The organism is Blastococcus sp. TML/C7B (genome assembly GCF_016612845.1).
In the GTDB taxonomy this organism is placed as follows: domain Bacteria; phylum Actinomycetota; class Actinomycetes; order Mycobacteriales; family Geodermatophilaceae; genus Blastococcus.
This window is the reverse complement of record NZ_JAEOAA010000001.1, coordinates 2560239-2576275: the sequence shown is the minus strand read 5'-3', so window position 1 is coordinate 2576275 and position 16037 is coordinate 2560239. Positions and strand designations below refer to the sequence as shown.

The window sequence follows — 16037 nt, the reverse complement described above, 5'->3', positions numbered from 1 at the left end:
GATGATCCCCAACCCGCTGCGCGACCCCCGGGACCGGCGGCTGCCGCGGGTCCCCGAACCCTGCGCCCTCGTGGTCTTCGGCATCACCGGCGACCTCGCCCGCAAGAAGCTGCTGCCGGCGGTCTACGACCTCGCCAACCGGGGGCTGCTGCCGACCAACTTCGCGCTGCTCGGGTTCGCCCGCCGCGACTGGGGAGACACCGAGTTCGCCGACCTTGCCCGCGAGTCGGCCCGCACGCACGCCCGCACCCCGTGGCGGGAGGAGGTGTGGGAGCGGCTGGCCGGCAGCGTCCGGTTCGTGCAGGGCTCGTTCGACGACGACGACGCCTTCGACCAGCTGGCCGGCGCGCTATCGGAGCTGGAGGGCAGCCACGGCATCGGTGGCAACGCCGCGTTCTACCTTTCCATCCCGCCGGCGATGTTCCCGACCGTGCTCAAGCAGATGCAGCGCACCGGGATGGCCGACAGCACCCCCGACCGCTGGCGCCGCGTCGTCGTCGAGAAGCCGTTCGGCACCGACCTGCCCTCGAGCCGGAAGCTCAACGAGCTGGTCGACTCGGTGTTCAGCGCCGACGACGTCTTCCGCATCGACCACTACCTGGGCAAGGAGACCGTCCAGAACCTGATGGCGCTGCGGTTCGCCAACACCCTGTTCGAGCCGGTCTGGAACGGCCACCACGTCGACTCGGTGCAGATCACCATGGCCGAGGACGTCGGCATCGGCGGCCGCGCGGGCTTCTACGAGGAGACCGGCGCCGCCCGGGACGTGCTGCAGAACCACCTGCTCCAGCTGCTGGCGCTCACCGCCATGGAGGAGCCGGTCGAGTTCTCCGCCGAGCAGATCCGCATCGAGAAGCTCAAGGTGCTGCGGGCCATCTCGCTCCCGGACGACCTGCAGACCTTCGCCGTCCGCGGGCAGTACGAGCAGGGCTGGCTCGCCGGCGAGCGGGCCAACGGCTACCGCCAGGAGGAGGGCGTCGACCCCGCGTCGACCACCGAGACCTATGCGGCCGTCCGGCTCGGCGTCGAGACCCGGCGGTGGGCCGGGGTGCCGTTCTACCTGCGCACCGGCAAGCGGCTGCCCCGCCGGGTCACCGAGATCGCGCTGGTGTTCAAGCGTGCGCCGCACCTGCCCTTCGCCGACACCGACACCGAGGAGCTGGGCAACAACCAGCTGGTCGTGCGGGTGCAACCGGACGAGGGGGTCACCCTCAAGTTCGGGTCGAAGGTGCCGGGCAGCGTCATGGAGGTCCGCGACGTCTCGATGGACTTCCTCTACGGCGAGCAGTTCACCGAGACCTCCCCCGAGGCCTACGAGCGGCTGCTCCTCGACGTGCTGCTGGGCGACGCCACGCTCTTCCCCCGCAACGCCGAGGTGGAGGCCTCCTGGGCGGTGATCGACCCGCTCGAGGAGTTCTGGGCCGGCACCGAGCCGGCGCCCTACCGCGCCGGCGAGTGGGGGCCACGCGCGGCCGACGAGATGCTCGCCGCCGAGAACCGCCAGTGGCGGCGACCGTGACCCGCCTCCAGAGCAGAAATGGCCATTTCTGTCCGTCCGCGGCACCGCGAGCAGAGGAGCGACCGTGACGACGCTGTGGGACACCACCGGCTCGGCGGTGGTCAAGGAGCTGGCGGCCCAGCGGCGGACCGGGGGCGCCGTCCTCTCCGGGGTGGCGCTCACCCTCGTCGTCGTCGCGGACGAGGCCCGCGTCGCCGAGGCCGAGGAGGCCGCCACCTACGCCGCGGAGATGCACCCCTGCCGGGTGCTCATCGTGGTCCGCCGGCAGATCGAGGCGCCCGTGCCGCGGCTGGACGCCGAGGTGCAGATCGGCGGGCGGCTCGGGCCCGGTGAGGCGGTCGTGCTGCGCATGTACGGCCGGCTGGCCCTGCACTCGGAGTCCGTCGTCCTCCCGCTGCTGGCCGCCGACGCCCCCGTCGTCGCGTGGTGGCACGGGCCGCCGCCGGACCAGCTGGCCACCGACGCGCTGGCGGTCTTCGCCGACCGCCGGATCACCGACAGCTCGCTGGCCGCCGACCCGCGCGCCGCGCTGCGCACCCGCGGCGAGGACTACGTCCCGGGCGACACCGACCTCACCTGGACCCGCAGCACCGCCTGGCGGGCGATCCTCGCCTCCACCGTCGATTCGGTGGCCGGCCGCCGCGGCGACGCCGTCCGCATCACCGGCGGCCGGGTCGAGGGCGATCCGCACAACGCCACCGCGCAGCTGCTCGCCGGGTGGATCTCCTCCCGGTGCGGCTGCGCCATCGAGGTCGTCGAGGGCAACCGGGACGCCGGCCCCAGCGGCGTCGAGTCGGTCGTGCTGCGGCTGGACCAGGACGAGGAGGTGCGGGTGACCGCCGACCACCGCGGCGGCGCGGTCATCTCCCAGCCCAACCGGCCCGACGGGACGGTCGCACTGCCCGCACGCGCCCTGGGCGACCTGCTCAGCGAGGAGCTGCGCCGGCTCGACCCCGACGAGCCCTACAGCGACGCACTCGAGACCGCGTGCGGGCTCAGCGGGCTCACCGAGCGGTCCCCCGAGCGCGAGCACGTCTGGTTCGACCCCTCCGAGGACGACGACCGGGACGGTGCCGCGGCGCAGGGGAGCAGGTCGTGAGCCTCTCCCCCGGCGACGAGGCCGCCGCGCGGCTGCCCGGCACCCGGCGCCCCGTGCCGGACGTCGTCATCGAGCCCGACGCCGACCGGCTGGCGCGCAGCGTCGCCGAGGCGCTGGTCGCCCGGCTCGCCGCCGCCCAGGTGCTGCGCGGCACCGCATCGGTGGTGCTGACCGGCGGGTCGATCGGCATCGCCGTCCTCGAGCACGTGGCCGGCCTGGCTGCCGAGCCGGTGCGCGAGACCGTGGACTGGGGGCAGGTCGACGTGTGGTGGGGCGACGAGCGCTTCGTCCCCGCCGACGACGACGAGCGCAACGAGAAGGCCGCCCGGCGCGCGCTGCTCGACGCCGTCGGGGTGGACCCGGCGCGGGTGCACGCGATGCCGCCGTCGGACGGGCAGTTCGCCGAGCCCGAGGACGCCGCCGCCTGGTACGCCGGGGAGCTGGCCGCCGCGGCCGGCGATGACGGAGCCGTCCCCCGCTTCGACGTGCTGCTGCTGGGCATGGGCCCCGAGGGCCACGTCGCCTCGATCTTCCCCGACTCCCCCGCGGTCGACGACGAGCGCCCGGTGTTCGCCGTCCGCGACTGCCCCAAGCCGCCGCCGACCCGGGTCAGCCTCGGCTTCGGCGCGATCGGTGCCGCCGACGAGGTGTGGGTCGTCGTCGCCGGTGAGGGCAAGGCCGAGGCCGTCGCCCGCGCGCTGTCCGGCGCGGAGCCGAGGGACCTGCCGGCGGCGGGTGTGCACGGCACCCGGGCCACGCGGTGGCTGCTCGACGCCGCCGCCGCGAGCGGGCTGCCCGCGCGCTCCTGACGCTGCAGCGGGTGTCGTAGCGCTGCAGCGGGTGACGGCGGGCCGGGGCCCGTGCGGCACCGCGCCCGGGGACCCTGTCGCGCCGGGCAGCGGCGGCTCATCCTGCGGCCATGAGCGTTCTCGAACGCCGGACCACCGCCCCGGTGCTGCCGGCTCCGCGCGCTGCGTCCCCCGACGACGCCGTGCCGCAGGGTGACGCCTTCACCTCCGGACCCGGGCGGCCGTTCCGCGCCCGCCCGCGGCACCACTACTGGGACGTGGCGACCGCGAGCTGGCGCACCCGGGACGGGCAGATCAGCGCATGAGGCTCAGGCGCCGCGGCGGGCGCGGAGGCGGCTGAGCGCCTCCTCGAGGAGCGCGTCCCCGTCGGCGTCGCTGCGGCGCTCGCGCACGTAGGCCAGGTGGGTCTTGTACGGCTCGGTGCGCGGAGCCGGCGGCGGGTTGCCCTGGTCCTGACCCGCGGGGAGACCGCAGCGCGGGCAGTCCCACAGCTCGGGGACGTCGGCGTCGCTGGCGAAGGCGATCCGGGTCTCGTGCCCGTTCGCGCACCAGTACGGCCGCCGGAGACGAGGGGCGGCCTCGCCGCGCTCCGCCTCACCCATCGGCCCTGCACCGACCCTGCTGCCGCGGATCGCGTTGCCACCAGCCACGAGCGCCCCCTGATCTCCGACCCGACATGTGGCAGATCACCACAGCGGCCGAAGTCTAGAGCCTGGCGCGCCCATTCCTGATCACGTTTCGCGCGCGATCTGCGGGGAGGTGGGGGTCGTCAGCCGACCTTGACGAGCAGGCCCAGCCCGACGATGCAGACGGTCCAGATCAGCGCGGTGAAGATGGTCAGCCGGTTGAGGTTCTTCTCCACGACCGAGGAGCCGGAGAGCGACGCGGACGCGGCACCGCCGAACATCGAGGACAGGCCGCCACCCTTGCCGCGGTGCAGCAGGATCAGCACCACGAGCAGCGTGCTGGTGAGGACCAGCAGCACGTTCAGGACGACCTCCATCAAGACCTCTCCAGGCTCGTGACCGGCGCGGGGCACCGGTTCTCGTCCCCGAGCCTAACCGACGCCCGCCGCTGTCCCGGCACGCCGCGGTCAGCGGACGCCGGCCGTCGCCAGGTCGTAGCCGGTGTAGGGCCGCATCACCACGCCGTTGCGCAGCCGCTGCCCGGCGAGCAGCTGCACCCGGGCCTCCGCCAGCGGCACGTAGGCGGCGGTCCCCTCGGCCGCGGCGGCCACCGCGAGCCACTCCTCCCGGGCTCCCGCGCCGGCGGCGAAGGCCCTGTCGATCAGCTCGTTGATCCCCTGGTCGGCCAGCCGGGCGTAGTTGGTGTTGCCGACCTGCCGGATGCTGCGGCCGTCCACCAGCGGCACCAGCAGCGACGCCGGGGTCGGGAAGTCCGGCGTCGAGGTGGCCAGCACCAGCCCGTAGCCGCTGGCGGCCACGCTGTCGGGGTTGCCCACGTCGGTGGCGTAGAAGCCGGCCGCGTCCAGCGGGCGGACCTCCACCTCGATGCCGACGGCGCCGAGCTGCTCGGCGACCGCTTCGGCAACCTGCACGCTGGCGCGGGCGTCGGGTACGGCGAGCACCGTGGCGAAGCCGTCGGGCACCCCGCACTCCTCGAGGTGGCGGCGCGCGGCGTCCAGGTCGGGTGCGGGGTCGGGGTCCTCCGGCCCGCCGCCCAGCGCCCGCGTCCACAGCCGGGAGGTGCGCACGGTCTGCCCTCCGACTGACAGCGCCTCCTGCACCGCCCGCCGGTCGATCGCCGCCGCCACCGCCGCCCGGCAGGCGCTGCTCCCGAACGGGGCCACGTCGGTGGGGATGGCGAGCAGCCGCAGCGCGCCGCTGGTGACGTCGTCCACCCGGGTGCGCAGCTCCTCGCCGCCGTCCCCCTCCAGCCGGGCGGTGGTGGGCGCCTGCACGCCGGACCCGGCGATGTCGACGTCGGCGGAACCGGCCAGGAGCGCCTGGTCGCGCTCCACCCCGGACAGCCCGGTGCGGACGACCACCCGGTCGGGCAGGGCGGTGCGGACGGCGTCGGTGGCGGGGTCCCACTCGGGGTTGCGGTCGAGCTGGATGCCGGTGGCGACGTCGACGGAGGTGATCGCGTAGGGCCCCGAGGAGACCGGGTCGATGCCGTAGTCCCCGCCCGTGTCGGCCTCCGCGGGCACCGGGCTGCTCGAGGGCAGCGCCAGCACGTAGGGCAGCTGGGCCGAGGCGGCGCGCAGCCGGAAGACGATCGTCCGCTCGTCCGGCGTCTCCACCGAGGCCAGGCCCAGCCGGTCGGGCGCCTCGTCCTGGTACGGGCCGGCGTAGGGGTTGGCGCGGTCGTCCAGCAGGTCGACGACGTAGGTGGGGCCGCCGACGATGACCTCGGCGGCGAAGGACCGCTCGATGCCGTACTTCACGTCGTGCGCGGTGATCGCCCGGCCGTTCTCGAACCTGACGCCCTCGCGGAGGGTGAACGTCCAGCTCAACCCGTCCTCGGACGGCGTGCCCAGGTCCGTGGCCAGGTCGGGCACGAGCTCGTCGGTTCGGCCGGGCTCGGAGGAGTAGGTGACCAGCGTGCGGGTGTAGAGCCGCATCAGGTTCCAGACGCCCGGCTTGTAGGAGCGCTGCGGGTCGAGGCTGTCGACCTCGCCGGCCACCACGCGCAGGGTGCCGCCGGTCGTCTCCGACGGTGCGCGCACGCCGTCGATCCCGCCGTCTGCCGAGGCCTCCACGACGGGGACGTCGGTGCGGCCGCCGGCACCGCCGAGGCAGCTGACGGCCAGCACCAGCACGACGACGACGAGGGCGGTGACCGCGAGGACCAGCCGCCCCTGCCGCCCCTGCGCCCAGGACGGCAGGCGCCGGCTGAGCCGTTCGAGCGTCTCGTTCACGACGTGCTGTTCCGCCCCCGGGTCGTGCGCCGGCGGCGGCCAGCAACGACTCAGCTGGCCTCGGCGGCGCTCCTGCAGATCTGTGCGAACTCGTCGGCGTCCAGGCTCGCCCCGCCGACGAGGGCACCGTCGACGTCCGGCCCGGCCAGGATGCCGGCCGTGTTGGCGGCCTTCACCGACCCGCCGTAGAGGATACGGACGGCAGCGGCCGTCTCCTGTCCGAACCGCTCGGCGAGCCGCGCCCGGAGTGCGCCGCACACCTCCTGCGCGTCCTCGGGGGTGGCGACCTCGCCGGTGCCGATGGCCCACACCGGCTCGTAGGCGACGACGACGCCGCCCCCGGCGCCGGGCTCCCCGGCGACCTGCTCGGCGGTCAGCCCGTCGAGCGCGGCGTCGAGCTGGGCGGTGCAGTGCGCGACGTGCTGGCCGGCCTTGCGGACCTCCAGCCCCTCCCCCACGCACAGGATCGGCACCAGCCCGTGGCGCAGGGCGGCGCGGACCTTCGCGGCCACGACCTCGTCGGTCTCGGCGTGGTACGCCCGCCGCTCGGAGTGGCCGACGACGGCGTAGGTGCACGCGAGCGCGTTGAGCATCGCGCCGCTGACCTCGCCGGTGTAGGCGCCGGAGTCCTGCGCCGACACGTCCTGCGCGCCGTAGCCGATGGCCAGCTTGTCGCCGGCCACCAGCGTCTGGACGCTGCGCAGCGCGGTGAACGGCGGGACGACGACCACCTCGGCCGCCTCGAGCTCGGCCAGCTTCAGCGAGAAGGCGACCTTCTGCACCAGGCCGATGGCCTCCAGGTGCGTCAGGTGCATCTTCCAGTTGCCGGCGATGAGCGGCCGGCGGCCGGTGCGGGCCGGGGGCTGCTGGGTGCGTGCCATGCGTGGATCCCCGCTCAGTCGGTGAGCACCGCGAGGCCGGGCAGCTCCCGGCCCTCGAGGTACTCCAGCGACGCGCCGCCGCCGGTGCTGATGTGGCCGTAGGCGGCCTCGTCCAGGCCGAGCTGCCGCACCGCGGCGGCGGAGTCGCCACCGCCGACCACGGACAGGCCGTCCACGGCGGCGACGGCCTGCGCCACGCCGCGGGTGCCCGCCTGGAAGGGGGCCAGCTCGAACACGCCCATGGGGCCGTTCCAGAAGACGGTGCGCGCGGCGCCGAGCTCGGTGCCGAACACCTCGACGGTCCGCGGGCCGACGTCCAGGCCCATGAGCCCGTCGGGGATCTGGTCGACCGGGACGACGCCGGTCTCCGCGTCGGCGCTGAACGCCGTGGCGGTGACGACGTCGACCGGCAGCACGATCCGGTCGCCGGCCGCGGCGAGCAGCCGGCGGCAGGTCTCGACCTGGTCGGCCTCGAGCAGCGAGCTGCCCACCCCGTGGCCCTGCGCGGCGAGGAAGGTGAAGCACATCCCGCCGCCGACCAGCAGTCGGTCCACCTTGGGCAGCAGCGCCTCGATGACCGCCAGCTTGTCGCTGACCTTCGAGCCACCGAGGACGACCACGTAGGGCCGCTCGGGGTCGGTGGTCAGGCGGGTGAGCACCTCGAGCTCGCGGGCGACCAGCCGGCCGGCCGCGTGCGGCAGCCGCTGGGCGACGTCGAACACCGAGGCGTGCTTGCGGTGCACGGCACCGAACGCGTCGTCGACGTAGACGTCGGCCAGCGCGGCGAACCGGTCGGCCAGCTCGCCCCGCTCGGCGTCGTCCTTGGACGTCTCGGCGGCCTCGAAGCGGACGTTCTCCAGCAGCAGCACCTCGCCGTCGGCCAGCGCACCGGCCTTGGCGCGGGCGTCGTCGCCGGCGACGTCGGCGGCCAGCGGCACCGTCGTCCCCAGCAGCTCGCCCAGCCGCGCCGCGACGGGCGCGAGGGAGAACTGCGGGTCCGGGGTGCCCTTGGGCCGGCCGAGGTGCGCGGCCACGACCACCCGGGCGCCGGCGTCACGCAGCGCCTGCAGCGTGGGCAGGCTCGCGCGGATGCGGCCGTCGTCGGTGATCTCGCAGGTCTGCTTGTCCAGCGGGACGTTCAGGTCGGCGCGCAGGAGCACGCGCCGACCGGAGACGCCCTCGGCGATGAGGTCGTCGACGGAACGCATCAGAGCTTCGAGCCCACCAGCGCGGTGAGGTCGACGAGGCGGTTGGAGTAGCCCCACTCGTTGTCGTACCAGCCCAGCACCTTGGCCATCGGGCCGAAGACCTTGGTGAGCTTGGCGTCGTAGATGCACGACGACGGGTCGGTGACGATGTCCGAGGAGACGATCTCGTCGCGGGTGTAGGTCAGGTACTTGCCGAGCGGGCCGGCCGCGGCCTCGCGGTAGGCGGCGTCGATGTCGTCGGCGGTCGCCTCGTTCTTCAGCTGCACCGTGAGGTCGGTGGCCGAGCCGGTCGGGACCGGGACGCGGATGGCGTAGCCGTCCAGCTTGCCCTTGAGCTCGGGCAGGACCAGGCCGATGGCCTTCGCGGCACCGGTGGAGGTCGGCACCATGTTGAGCGCGGCACCGCGCGCGCGGCGCAGGTCCTTGTGCGGGCCGTCCTGCAGGTTCTGGTCGGCGGTGTAGGCGTGGATCGTGGTCATCAGACCGCGCTCGATGCCGAACGCGTCGTTGAGGACCTTGGCCAGCGGGGCCAGGCAGTTCGTGGTGCAGGACGCGTTGCTGATGACGGTCTGCGAGCCGTCGTAGAGCTCGTCGTTGACACCCATGACGATCGTGATGTCGTCGTCGGTGGCCGGCGCGGAGATGATGACCTTCTTGGCGCCACCCGCGTCGACGTGCTTGCGCGCGTCGGCGGCCTTGGTGAAGAAGCCGGTGGACTCGACGACGACGTCGACACCCAGGTCGGCCCAGGGCAGGTTGGCCGGGTCGCGCTCGGAGAGCACCTTCATCTGCTTGCCGCCGATGGTGATGCCCTCGGCGGAGGCCTCGACGTCCCGGCCGAGGCGGCCCAGGATGCTGTCGTACTTGAGCAGGTGGGCGAGCGCCTCGTTGCTGGTGAGGTCGTTCACCGCCACGATCTCGATGTCCTGGCCGCTGGCCGCGGCGGCCCGCCAGAAGTTGCGGCCGATCCGGCCGAATCCGTTGATGCCTACCCGGACCGTCACTGCAGACCTCCACGTCGAGTTCGCGTTGCCGCGCCACCGGGTCGCGCGCGCCGCGCGACCTCGCTCCGCCAAACCCTAGCGGCCCCGGATCCGGGCGTCTCACGGTCGCTCGCCAAACCACCCGGAACGGCGAGATCGCCGATCTCGCACGGTTCCGGGCGGGGAAGCGTGCGAGATCGGCGATCTGGTCGGAGCGCGGGAGCGGGTGCCGCTACTGGGTGAGCATGTCGTCGGTGACGACGGACTCGGTGTCCGGGATGCCGAGGTCCTTGGCGCGCTTGTCGGCCATCGCCAGCAGCCGGCGGATGCGCCCGGCGACGGCGTCCTTGGTCATCGGCGGATCGGCCCGCTGGCCGAGCTCCTCCAGCGACGCCTGGCCGAACTCCAGCCGCAGCCGGCCGGCGACGAGCAGGTGCTCGGGGGCGTCCCCGGCGAGGATCTCCATGGCGCGCTCCACGCGGGCGCTGGCCGCGACGGCCGCCCGCGCCGACCGGCGCAGGTTCGCGTCGTCGAAGTTGGCCAGCCGGTTGGCGGTGGCCCGGACCTCGCGGCGCATCCGCCGCTCCTCCCAGGCCATGACGGCGTCGTGGGCGCCCATGCGGGTGAGCAGCGCGCTGATCGCGTCACCGTCCCGGACGACGACCCGGTCGGCGCCGCGGACCTCGCGCGCCTTAGCGGCGATGCCGAGCCGGCGCGCCGCCCCGACCAGCGCCATGGCGGCCTCCGGGCCGGGGCAGGTCACCTCGAGCGAGGAGGACCGGCCGGGCTCGGTGAGCGAGCCGTGGGCGAGGAACGCGCCCCGCCAGGCCGCCTCGGCGTCGTTGATGCTGCCCGAGACCACCGCCGGCGGCAGACCCCGGACGGGCCGGCCGCGCTGGTCGACCAGGCCGGTCTGCCGGGCCAGGCCCTCGCCGTGCTTGGCGATGCGGACGAGGTAGCGCACGCCCCGGCGGATGTTGCCGCCGGCGAGCACGCTCACCCCGCTCGTGTAGCCGTAGACCTCGCTGATGTCCCGCCGGAGCCGCCGGGCCACCGAGCCGGTGTCCAGCTCGGCCTCGATGACCACCCGGCCGCCGACGATGTGCAGGCCGCCCGAGAAGCGCAGCAGCGCGGTGACCTCCGCCTTGCGCTCGGAGGTCTTCGTGCACTCCACCCTCGAGAGCTCGTCCTTCACCATGGCCGTCATCGCCACGTCGTCCACCCCCACGTAGCGACGGGTTCGTCCGTCGCCGTCCCCCGGGTTGTCGCCATGAGCGGCGTCCCCTCTTCCCCCTCGTACCGACCAGGTCCCGTGCGTGGCATACCCGGCCGGAAGCCTCTACCCGTTCAGCGGATCCCGACCACCGACGCCAGAGCGGCGGACAGGCGCCCCGGATCATGCCGGGGTGCACCGTCGAGTTCCGCTACCGGCGCCAGCAGGAGCTCGGCACCGCACGAACGCACCGCAGACAGGAGACCACGGCGGTCAACCACCGAGTCCGCATCGGCGATCACGCTGTGCAACGGCACCCCGCCGAGATGCGCCTGCAGCACGGACACATGCTCCTCCGGCGAGAAACCGTCGGTCTCACCGGGCTGCGGTTCCAGGTTCAGCACCACCACCACCTTCGCGGCCGTCGCGGTCAGCGCCGCGCGGAGCTGCGGGACCAGCAGGTGCGGCAGCACGGAGGTGTACCAGGAACCCGGCCCCAGCGAGACCACGTCGGCGCCGGCGATCGCGTCGAGCACCGCGGGGTGCACCGGCGGGTCGTCCGGGGAGACCCGGATCTGCCGCACCCGGCCCGGGGTGGTGGCGATCGCCACCTGCCCGCGGATGGTGCGCGACCGCGTGCGGTCCTCGAGGTCGATCCGCTCGACCTGCGCGACGAGGTCCAGCGGCACGTCGGCCATGGGCAGCACCCGCCCGCGGGCGTCCAGCAGACCGGCCAGCTCGTCGAGGGCGCGCACGGTGTCCCCGCCGTGCAGCTCGACCAGGCCGGTCAGCAGCAGGTTGCCCACCGAGTGCCCGGCCAGGCCCCCGGTGCCGCCGAGCCGGTGCTGCAGCAGCGCGGCCAGGCCCTGCTCGCGCTCCCCCGGCCCCGTCAGCGCGGCCAGCGCCATGCGCAGGTCTCCGGGCGGGAGGACCGGCAGCTCCCGGCGGATCCGGCCGGACGAACCACCGTCGTCGGCGACGGTCACGACGGCCGTCACGTCGGTGGTCAGGTGCCGCCACGCGCTCAGAGCGGCGGCCAGCCCGTGGCCGCCGCCGAACGCCACCGCCCGGAGCGGCCGGCCGCCGCCCGGCGGGTGCTCGTCGACCACTACTCGCGGCCCAGGTCGCGGTGGCGGGCGACCGCGGCGATGCCGTCGGCGGTGAGCCGGCGGGCGAACTCCTCGGCGATCGCGACGCTGCGGTGCTTGCCCCCGGTGCAGCCGACCGCCAGCGTCAGGTAGCGCTTGCCCTCCCGGCGGTAGCCGGGCACCAGCAGCCGCAGCACCTCGGTGTAGCGGTCGAGGAACTCCGCGGCGTCCTCCTGGCCGAGCACGTAGTCCCGGACGCCGGGATCCTTCCCGGTGAAGGGCCGCAGCTCGGGGATCCAGTGCGGGTTGGGCAGGAACCGCGCGTCGACCACGAGGTCGGCGTCCAGCGGCACGCCGTACTTGAAGCCGAAGCTCATCACCGTCGCGGTGAGCGGCGGCGTCTGCCCCTCGCGGGCGAACGCGTTCTCGATGGTGGCGCGCAGCTGGTGCACGTTGAGGTCGCTGGTGTCCACCCACAGGTCGGCCTCACCGGCGATGCCGGTGAGCAGGTTCCGCTCGGCGGTGATGCCGTCGACGAGCCTGCCGCCGCCCTGCAGCGGGTGCTCGCGCCGGTTCGACTCGTAGCGCCGGACGAGCACCTCGTCGCGGGCGTGCACGTAGAGCACCCGGGGCCGGTGGCCGGCCTCGGAGAGCAGCCGGATGGCCTCCTGCAGGTCGCTGGTGAACGCGCGGCTGCGCACGTCGACGACGGCGGCGAAGCGCCGCACGTCGCCGCGGGCACCGAGCTCGACCATCGGCAGCAGGAGCGCCGGCGGCAGGTTGTCGACGACGTACCACCCGAGGTCCTCGAGCACCCGGCCCGCGCTGTTCTTGCCGGCCCCGGACAGCCCGGTGACGACGACGACCTCCAGCGGCTGCGTCTCGGTGCTCGCCCCGTCCAGGCCCGGCCCGCTCCCCTCGTTCACGACGCCACCCGGCCGACCTCGGCGGTGCGGCCGGACCCGGTCCGGGGCGCGCCCCGTTCCGCCGGGCCCGCGGGCGCCGTCGTCGTCTCGACGGCGGGGTCGGCGTCCGGTGGCCGCACCCGCGGGGTCGGCCGGCTCGGCGATCGCCGCCTGCACCGCCTCCGCCGTCCGCCGGCCGATGCCCGGCACCGCCATGAGCTCCTCCACCGTCGCGGCGCGCAGCCGCTTCAGCGATCCGAATTCCTTCATCAGCGCCTTTCGCCGGGTCTCGCCGAGACCGGGGACGTCGTCGAGCAGGGAGACCAGCATGGTCGTGGACCGCTTCTGCCGGTGGTAGGTGATCGCGAACCGGTGCGCCTCGTCCCGCACCCGCTGCAGCAGGTACAGCGCCTCGGAGGTGCGCGGCAGGATCACCGGGTCGCTGTCGCCCGGGAGCCACACCTCCTCCATCCGCTTGGCCAGCCCGCAGACCGCGACGTCGACGACGCCGAGCTCCTCGAGCGACCGGGCCGCCGCCGCGACCTGCGGAGCGCCGCCATCGACGACGAGGAGGTTGGGCGGGTAGGCGAACCGGCGCGGGCGCCCCTCCTCCGCCGCGACGCCCTGCTCGTCGCGGCGGTCCTGCTCGTCCTTGACGTGCCGGGCGAAACGGCGGCGCACGACCTCGGCCATCGCCGCCGTGTCGTCGGTTCCGTTCGTGACGGAGAACCGGCGGTAGTCGGACTTCTTGGCCAGGCCGTCCTCGAAGACCACCATGCTGGCCACGACGTTGGTGCCCTGGACGTGGCTGACGTCCATGCACTCGATCCGCAGCGGTGCGTCCGGCAGCTCGAGCGCCTCCTGCAGCTCGCTCAGCGCCAGGGAGCGCGCGGTGAGGTCGCTGGAGCGCTTCACCCGGTGCCGGGCGAAGGACTCCTTGGCGTTGCGCTCGACGGTCTCCATGAGCGCGCGCTTGTCGCCGCGCTGCGGCACCCGCAGGGAGACCTTGCTGCCGCGCAGCTCCTCGAGCAGCTCGACGTAGACCTCGGCGTCGTCCGGGAGCTCGGGCACCAGCACCTCGCGGGGCACGGCCTCGCCCGCCTCGCCGACGCCGGTCTGCTCGTCCACGCCGCCGTAGACCTGCAGCAGGAACTGCTCCACCAGCTGCCCGGTCGTGACCTCCTCGACCTTGTCGACGATCCAGCCGCGCTGCCCGCGCACGCGCCCCCCGCGGACGTGGAAGACCTGCACGGCCGCCTCGAGCTCGTCCTGGGCGAAGGCGACGACGTCGGCGTCGGTCCCGTCCCCGAGCACGACGGCCTGCTTCTCCATGGCCCGGCGCAGCGCACCGAGGTCGTCACGCAACCGGGCGGCCTTCTCGAACTCGAGGTTCTCCGACGCCGCGGCCATCTCGCGCTCGAGCCGCTTCATCATCTGCTCGGTCCGGCCGGCCATGAAGTCGCAGAAGTCGTCGACGATCTCCCGGTGCTCCTCGGCGCTGACCCGCCCGACGCAGGGCGCGGCGCACTTGCCGATGTAGCCGAGCAGGCAGGGGCGGCCGATCTGTCCGGCGCGCTTGAACACCCCGTTGGAGCAGGTGCGCGCCGGGAAGACGCGGGTCAGGGTGTCGAGCGTCTCGCGGATGGCCCAGGCGTGGGCGTAGGGCCCGAAGTACCGGACGCCCTTCTTCTTGGGCCCGCGCATGACCTGCAGCCGGGGGAACTCCTCGTTGAGCGTCACCGCCAGCGACGGGTAGCTCTTGTCGTCGCGGTAGCGGACGTTGAAGCGGGGGTCGAACTCCTTGATCCAGTTGTACTCGAGCTGGAGGGCCTCGACCTCGGTGCCGACGACGGTCCACTCGACCGCCGACGCCGTCGTCACCATCTGCCGGGTGCGCGGGTGCAGGCCGGCGACGTCGGCGAAGTAGCTGTTGAGCCGCTGCCGCAGGCTCTTGGCCTTGCCGACGTAGATGACCCGGCCGGCCGGGTCGCGGAACTTGTAGACCCCGGGGCTCTCGGGGATCGAGCCGACCGCCGGGCGGTACGTCGAGGGGTCGGCCATGCGTCCAGGTTAGGTCGGAGGGGTGACAGGCCGCCGGGGCCGGGGCCTGGCTGTCCCAGGAGTCACACCGGGTCCGGGCAGCCGGGAACCGGGACCCGCTGGGCGGGCCCCGGGACGGCGGTCGGGAGTCGGTCCGGCGGTCAGCCCACCGGCTGCGAGCGGCGGACGGCGACGCCGCGCGGCACCCGCGCCACGGCGGCCTTCAGGTGCGGAGCGGCCGAGCGGGCGAGGCGGCGGACGAGCGACACCGCCGCGAGCAGCGCGATCGGGACGGCGGCGTAGTCGAACGCGTCGGAGACGGCCCGCGTGGCCACGACCGCCAGCGAGACGCCGAGGATCGTGAGCAGCACGGCGACGGACAGGACGCTGGCCCCCGGACCGCTCTTGCCCTGCCACGGTTCACCGCAGTGGGTCATGTCGGGGTCGCAGTCGGGCGTGAGCGCGCTCATCGCGGCCTCCTCGTGGGCCGCCTGACGGCCCTCGGTGACTTCAGTCACACCGAGGGTACTCCGTGAGTGACCACGATCACAAGTGCGCGGCGCCGCGCCGCCGGGGCGCCGCCTTGACGCCCCGGTTCTGCACCGTCGAACCAGGCCGTCGGACCAGGCCGTCAGACCACCAGACCCAGCCCGCCGTCGACGAGCAGCGTCTGGCCGGTGGCGTAGCGGGTCCCGATGAGCCCCATGCAGGCGTCGGCGATGTCGTCCGGCGTCGCGACCCGCTTCAGCGGCGCCGTCGCGGCGACGCCCGCCTTCTGCTGGTCCCAGGTCTTGGTCCACGGCGTCGCCACCAGCCCCGGCGCGACCGCGTTGACCCGGACCCCGCCGCCGGCGTGCTTGGCCAGGATCGTCGTCAGGTGGTCGACGGCGGCCTTGGAGACGGCGTAGGGCAGCGAGCTGCCGGTCTGGCGGATGCCGGCGATCGAGGTGACGTTGAGGATCCAGCCGTCCTCGGCGGCGCGCAGCAGCGGGAGCGCGGCCTGCGAGACGAGGAAGGTGCCGACGACGTTGACGCCGAGCACGCGGTTCCAGTGGTCGGCCGTGACGCCGTCGATGTCGGCGAGCGGGACCTCCGCGGTGACCGCGGCGTTGTTGACCAGCCCGTCCAGCCGGCCCCAGCGGTCCTGCGCGGCGGCGACCAGCGCCTGCGCGGTCGCGGGATCGGAGATGTCGCCCTGCACGTAGCAGGCGTCGCCCAGCTCCCCGGCCAGCCGCTCCCCCGCCTCGACGGAGGATGCCGAGTTGACGACGATGCGGGCGCCCGCCGCCGCCAGCCGGCGGGCGACCGCCTCGCCGATGCCGCTGCTCGAGCCGGTGACGATGACGACGTTGTCCGTGAGGTCCATGCGCGCAGTCTGTCGTGCCGGCCGCCGCGGGTGGAACGGGCCCGG

Annotated in this window: 15 protein-coding genes; 4 read left to right on the top strand and 11 right to left on the bottom strand. The window is 74.2% G+C overall.

Annotated elements, in window-relative coordinates; genetic code table 11:
- The first annotated feature begins 1 nt into the window (after position 1).
- The 4 genes from zwf (at position 2) to JKP76_RS12450 (ending at position 3732) form a co-directional block, all read left to right on the top strand.
- Positions 2 to 1519 carry a glucose-6-phosphate dehydrogenase gene (gene zwf, locus JKP76_RS12465; protein WP_200491099.1) on the top strand — a complete coding sequence of 506 codons (1518 nt, stop codon included), beginning with the start codon at positions 2 to 4 and terminating at the stop codon, positions 1517 to 1519.
- A 64-nt stretch (positions 1520 to 1583) separates the two neighbouring features.
- Entirely contained in the window at positions 1584 to 2618 is a 1035-nt protein-coding gene (locus JKP76_RS12460; RefSeq protein ID WP_200491098.1) for a glucose-6-phosphate dehydrogenase assembly protein OpcA, read from the top strand.
- The gene (gene pgl, locus JKP76_RS12455) at positions 2615 to 3427 is read left to right on the top strand and encodes a 6-phosphogluconolactonase (RefSeq protein ID WP_200491097.1); all 813 of its coding nucleotides are present in this window, start codon (positions 2615 to 2617) and stop codon (positions 3425 to 3427) included. The genes JKP76_RS12460 and pgl overlap by 4 nt, the downstream gene beginning before the upstream one ends.
- Positions 3428 to 3537: 110 nt before the next feature.
- Positions 3538 to 3732, top strand: coding sequence for a hypothetical protein (locus JKP76_RS12450; RefSeq protein WP_200491096.1), 195 nt, complete (start codon positions 3538 to 3540; stop codon positions 3730 to 3732).
- Positions 3733 to 3735: 3 nt separating this feature from the next.
- Here JKP76_RS12450 and JKP76_RS12445 read toward each other — a convergent pair whose 3' ends face one another.
- The 11 genes from JKP76_RS12445 to JKP76_RS12390 form a co-directional block, all read right to left on the bottom strand.
- Positions 3736 to 4077 carry an RNA polymerase-binding protein RbpA gene (locus tag JKP76_RS12445; RefSeq protein WP_200491095.1) on the bottom strand — a complete coding sequence of 114 codons (342 nt, stop codon included), beginning with the start codon at positions 4075 to 4077 and terminating at the stop codon, positions 3736 to 3738.
- A gap of 119 nt (positions 4078 to 4196) precedes the next feature.
- Complete coding sequence (gene secG / locus JKP76_RS12440; protein ID WP_097195411.1) at positions 4197 to 4430, bottom strand: preprotein translocase subunit SecG; 234 nt, start codon at positions 4428 to 4430, stop codon at positions 4197 to 4199.
- A 90-nt stretch (positions 4431 to 4520) separates the two neighbouring features.
- Positions 4521 to 6308 carry an ABC transporter substrate-binding protein gene (locus JKP76_RS12435; protein WP_200491094.1) on the bottom strand — a complete coding sequence of 596 codons (1788 nt, stop codon included), beginning with the start codon at positions 6306 to 6308 and terminating at the stop codon, positions 4521 to 4523.
- A 50-nt stretch (positions 6309 to 6358) separates the two neighbouring features.
- Positions 6359 to 7189, bottom strand: a complete 831-nt coding sequence (gene tpiA / locus JKP76_RS12430) for a triose-phosphate isomerase (protein WP_200491093.1) — start codon at positions 7187 to 7189, stop codon at positions 6359 to 6361.
- A gap of 14 nt (positions 7190 to 7203) precedes the next feature.
- Positions 7204 to 8397: a phosphoglycerate kinase gene (locus JKP76_RS12425; protein ID WP_200491092.1), complete on the bottom strand. Its 1194-nt coding sequence runs from the start codon at positions 8395 to 8397 to the stop codon at positions 7204 to 7206.
- Positions 8397 to 9401, bottom strand: coding sequence for a type I glyceraldehyde-3-phosphate dehydrogenase (gene gap, locus JKP76_RS12420; protein WP_200491091.1), 1005 nt, complete (start codon positions 9399 to 9401; stop codon positions 8397 to 8399). Before gap ends, JKP76_RS12425 begins: the two co-directional genes overlap by 1 nt.
- 211 nt (positions 9402 to 9612) lie before the next feature.
- A complete protein-coding gene (whiA, locus tag JKP76_RS12415) occupies positions 9613 to 10593 on the bottom strand; it encodes a DNA-binding protein WhiA (protein ID WP_040340095.1) in 981 nt (326 codons plus the stop codon).
- 134 nt (positions 10594 to 10727) lie between these two features.
- Positions 10728 to 11702, bottom strand: coding sequence for a uridine diphosphate-N-acetylglucosamine-binding protein YvcK (yvcK, locus tag JKP76_RS12410; RefSeq protein ID WP_200491090.1), 975 nt, complete (start codon positions 11700 to 11702; stop codon positions 10728 to 10730).
- Complete coding sequence (gene uvrC / locus JKP76_RS12400; RefSeq protein WP_242471285.1) at positions 11702 to 14647, bottom strand: excinuclease ABC subunit UvrC; 2946 nt, start codon at positions 14645 to 14647, stop codon at positions 11702 to 11704. The genes yvcK and uvrC overlap by 1 nt, the downstream gene beginning before the upstream one ends.
- A gap of 140 nt (positions 14648 to 14787) precedes the next feature.
- Complete coding sequence (locus JKP76_RS12395) at positions 14788 to 15144, bottom strand: hypothetical protein (RefSeq protein WP_309229771.1); 357 nt, start codon at positions 15142 to 15144, stop codon at positions 14788 to 14790.
- A 113-nt stretch (positions 15145 to 15257) separates the two neighbouring features.
- Complete coding sequence (locus tag JKP76_RS12390) at positions 15258 to 15992, bottom strand: SDR family NAD(P)-dependent oxidoreductase (protein WP_200491089.1); 735 nt, start codon at positions 15990 to 15992, stop codon at positions 15258 to 15260.
- Positions 15993 to 16037: the final 45 nt, after the last annotated feature.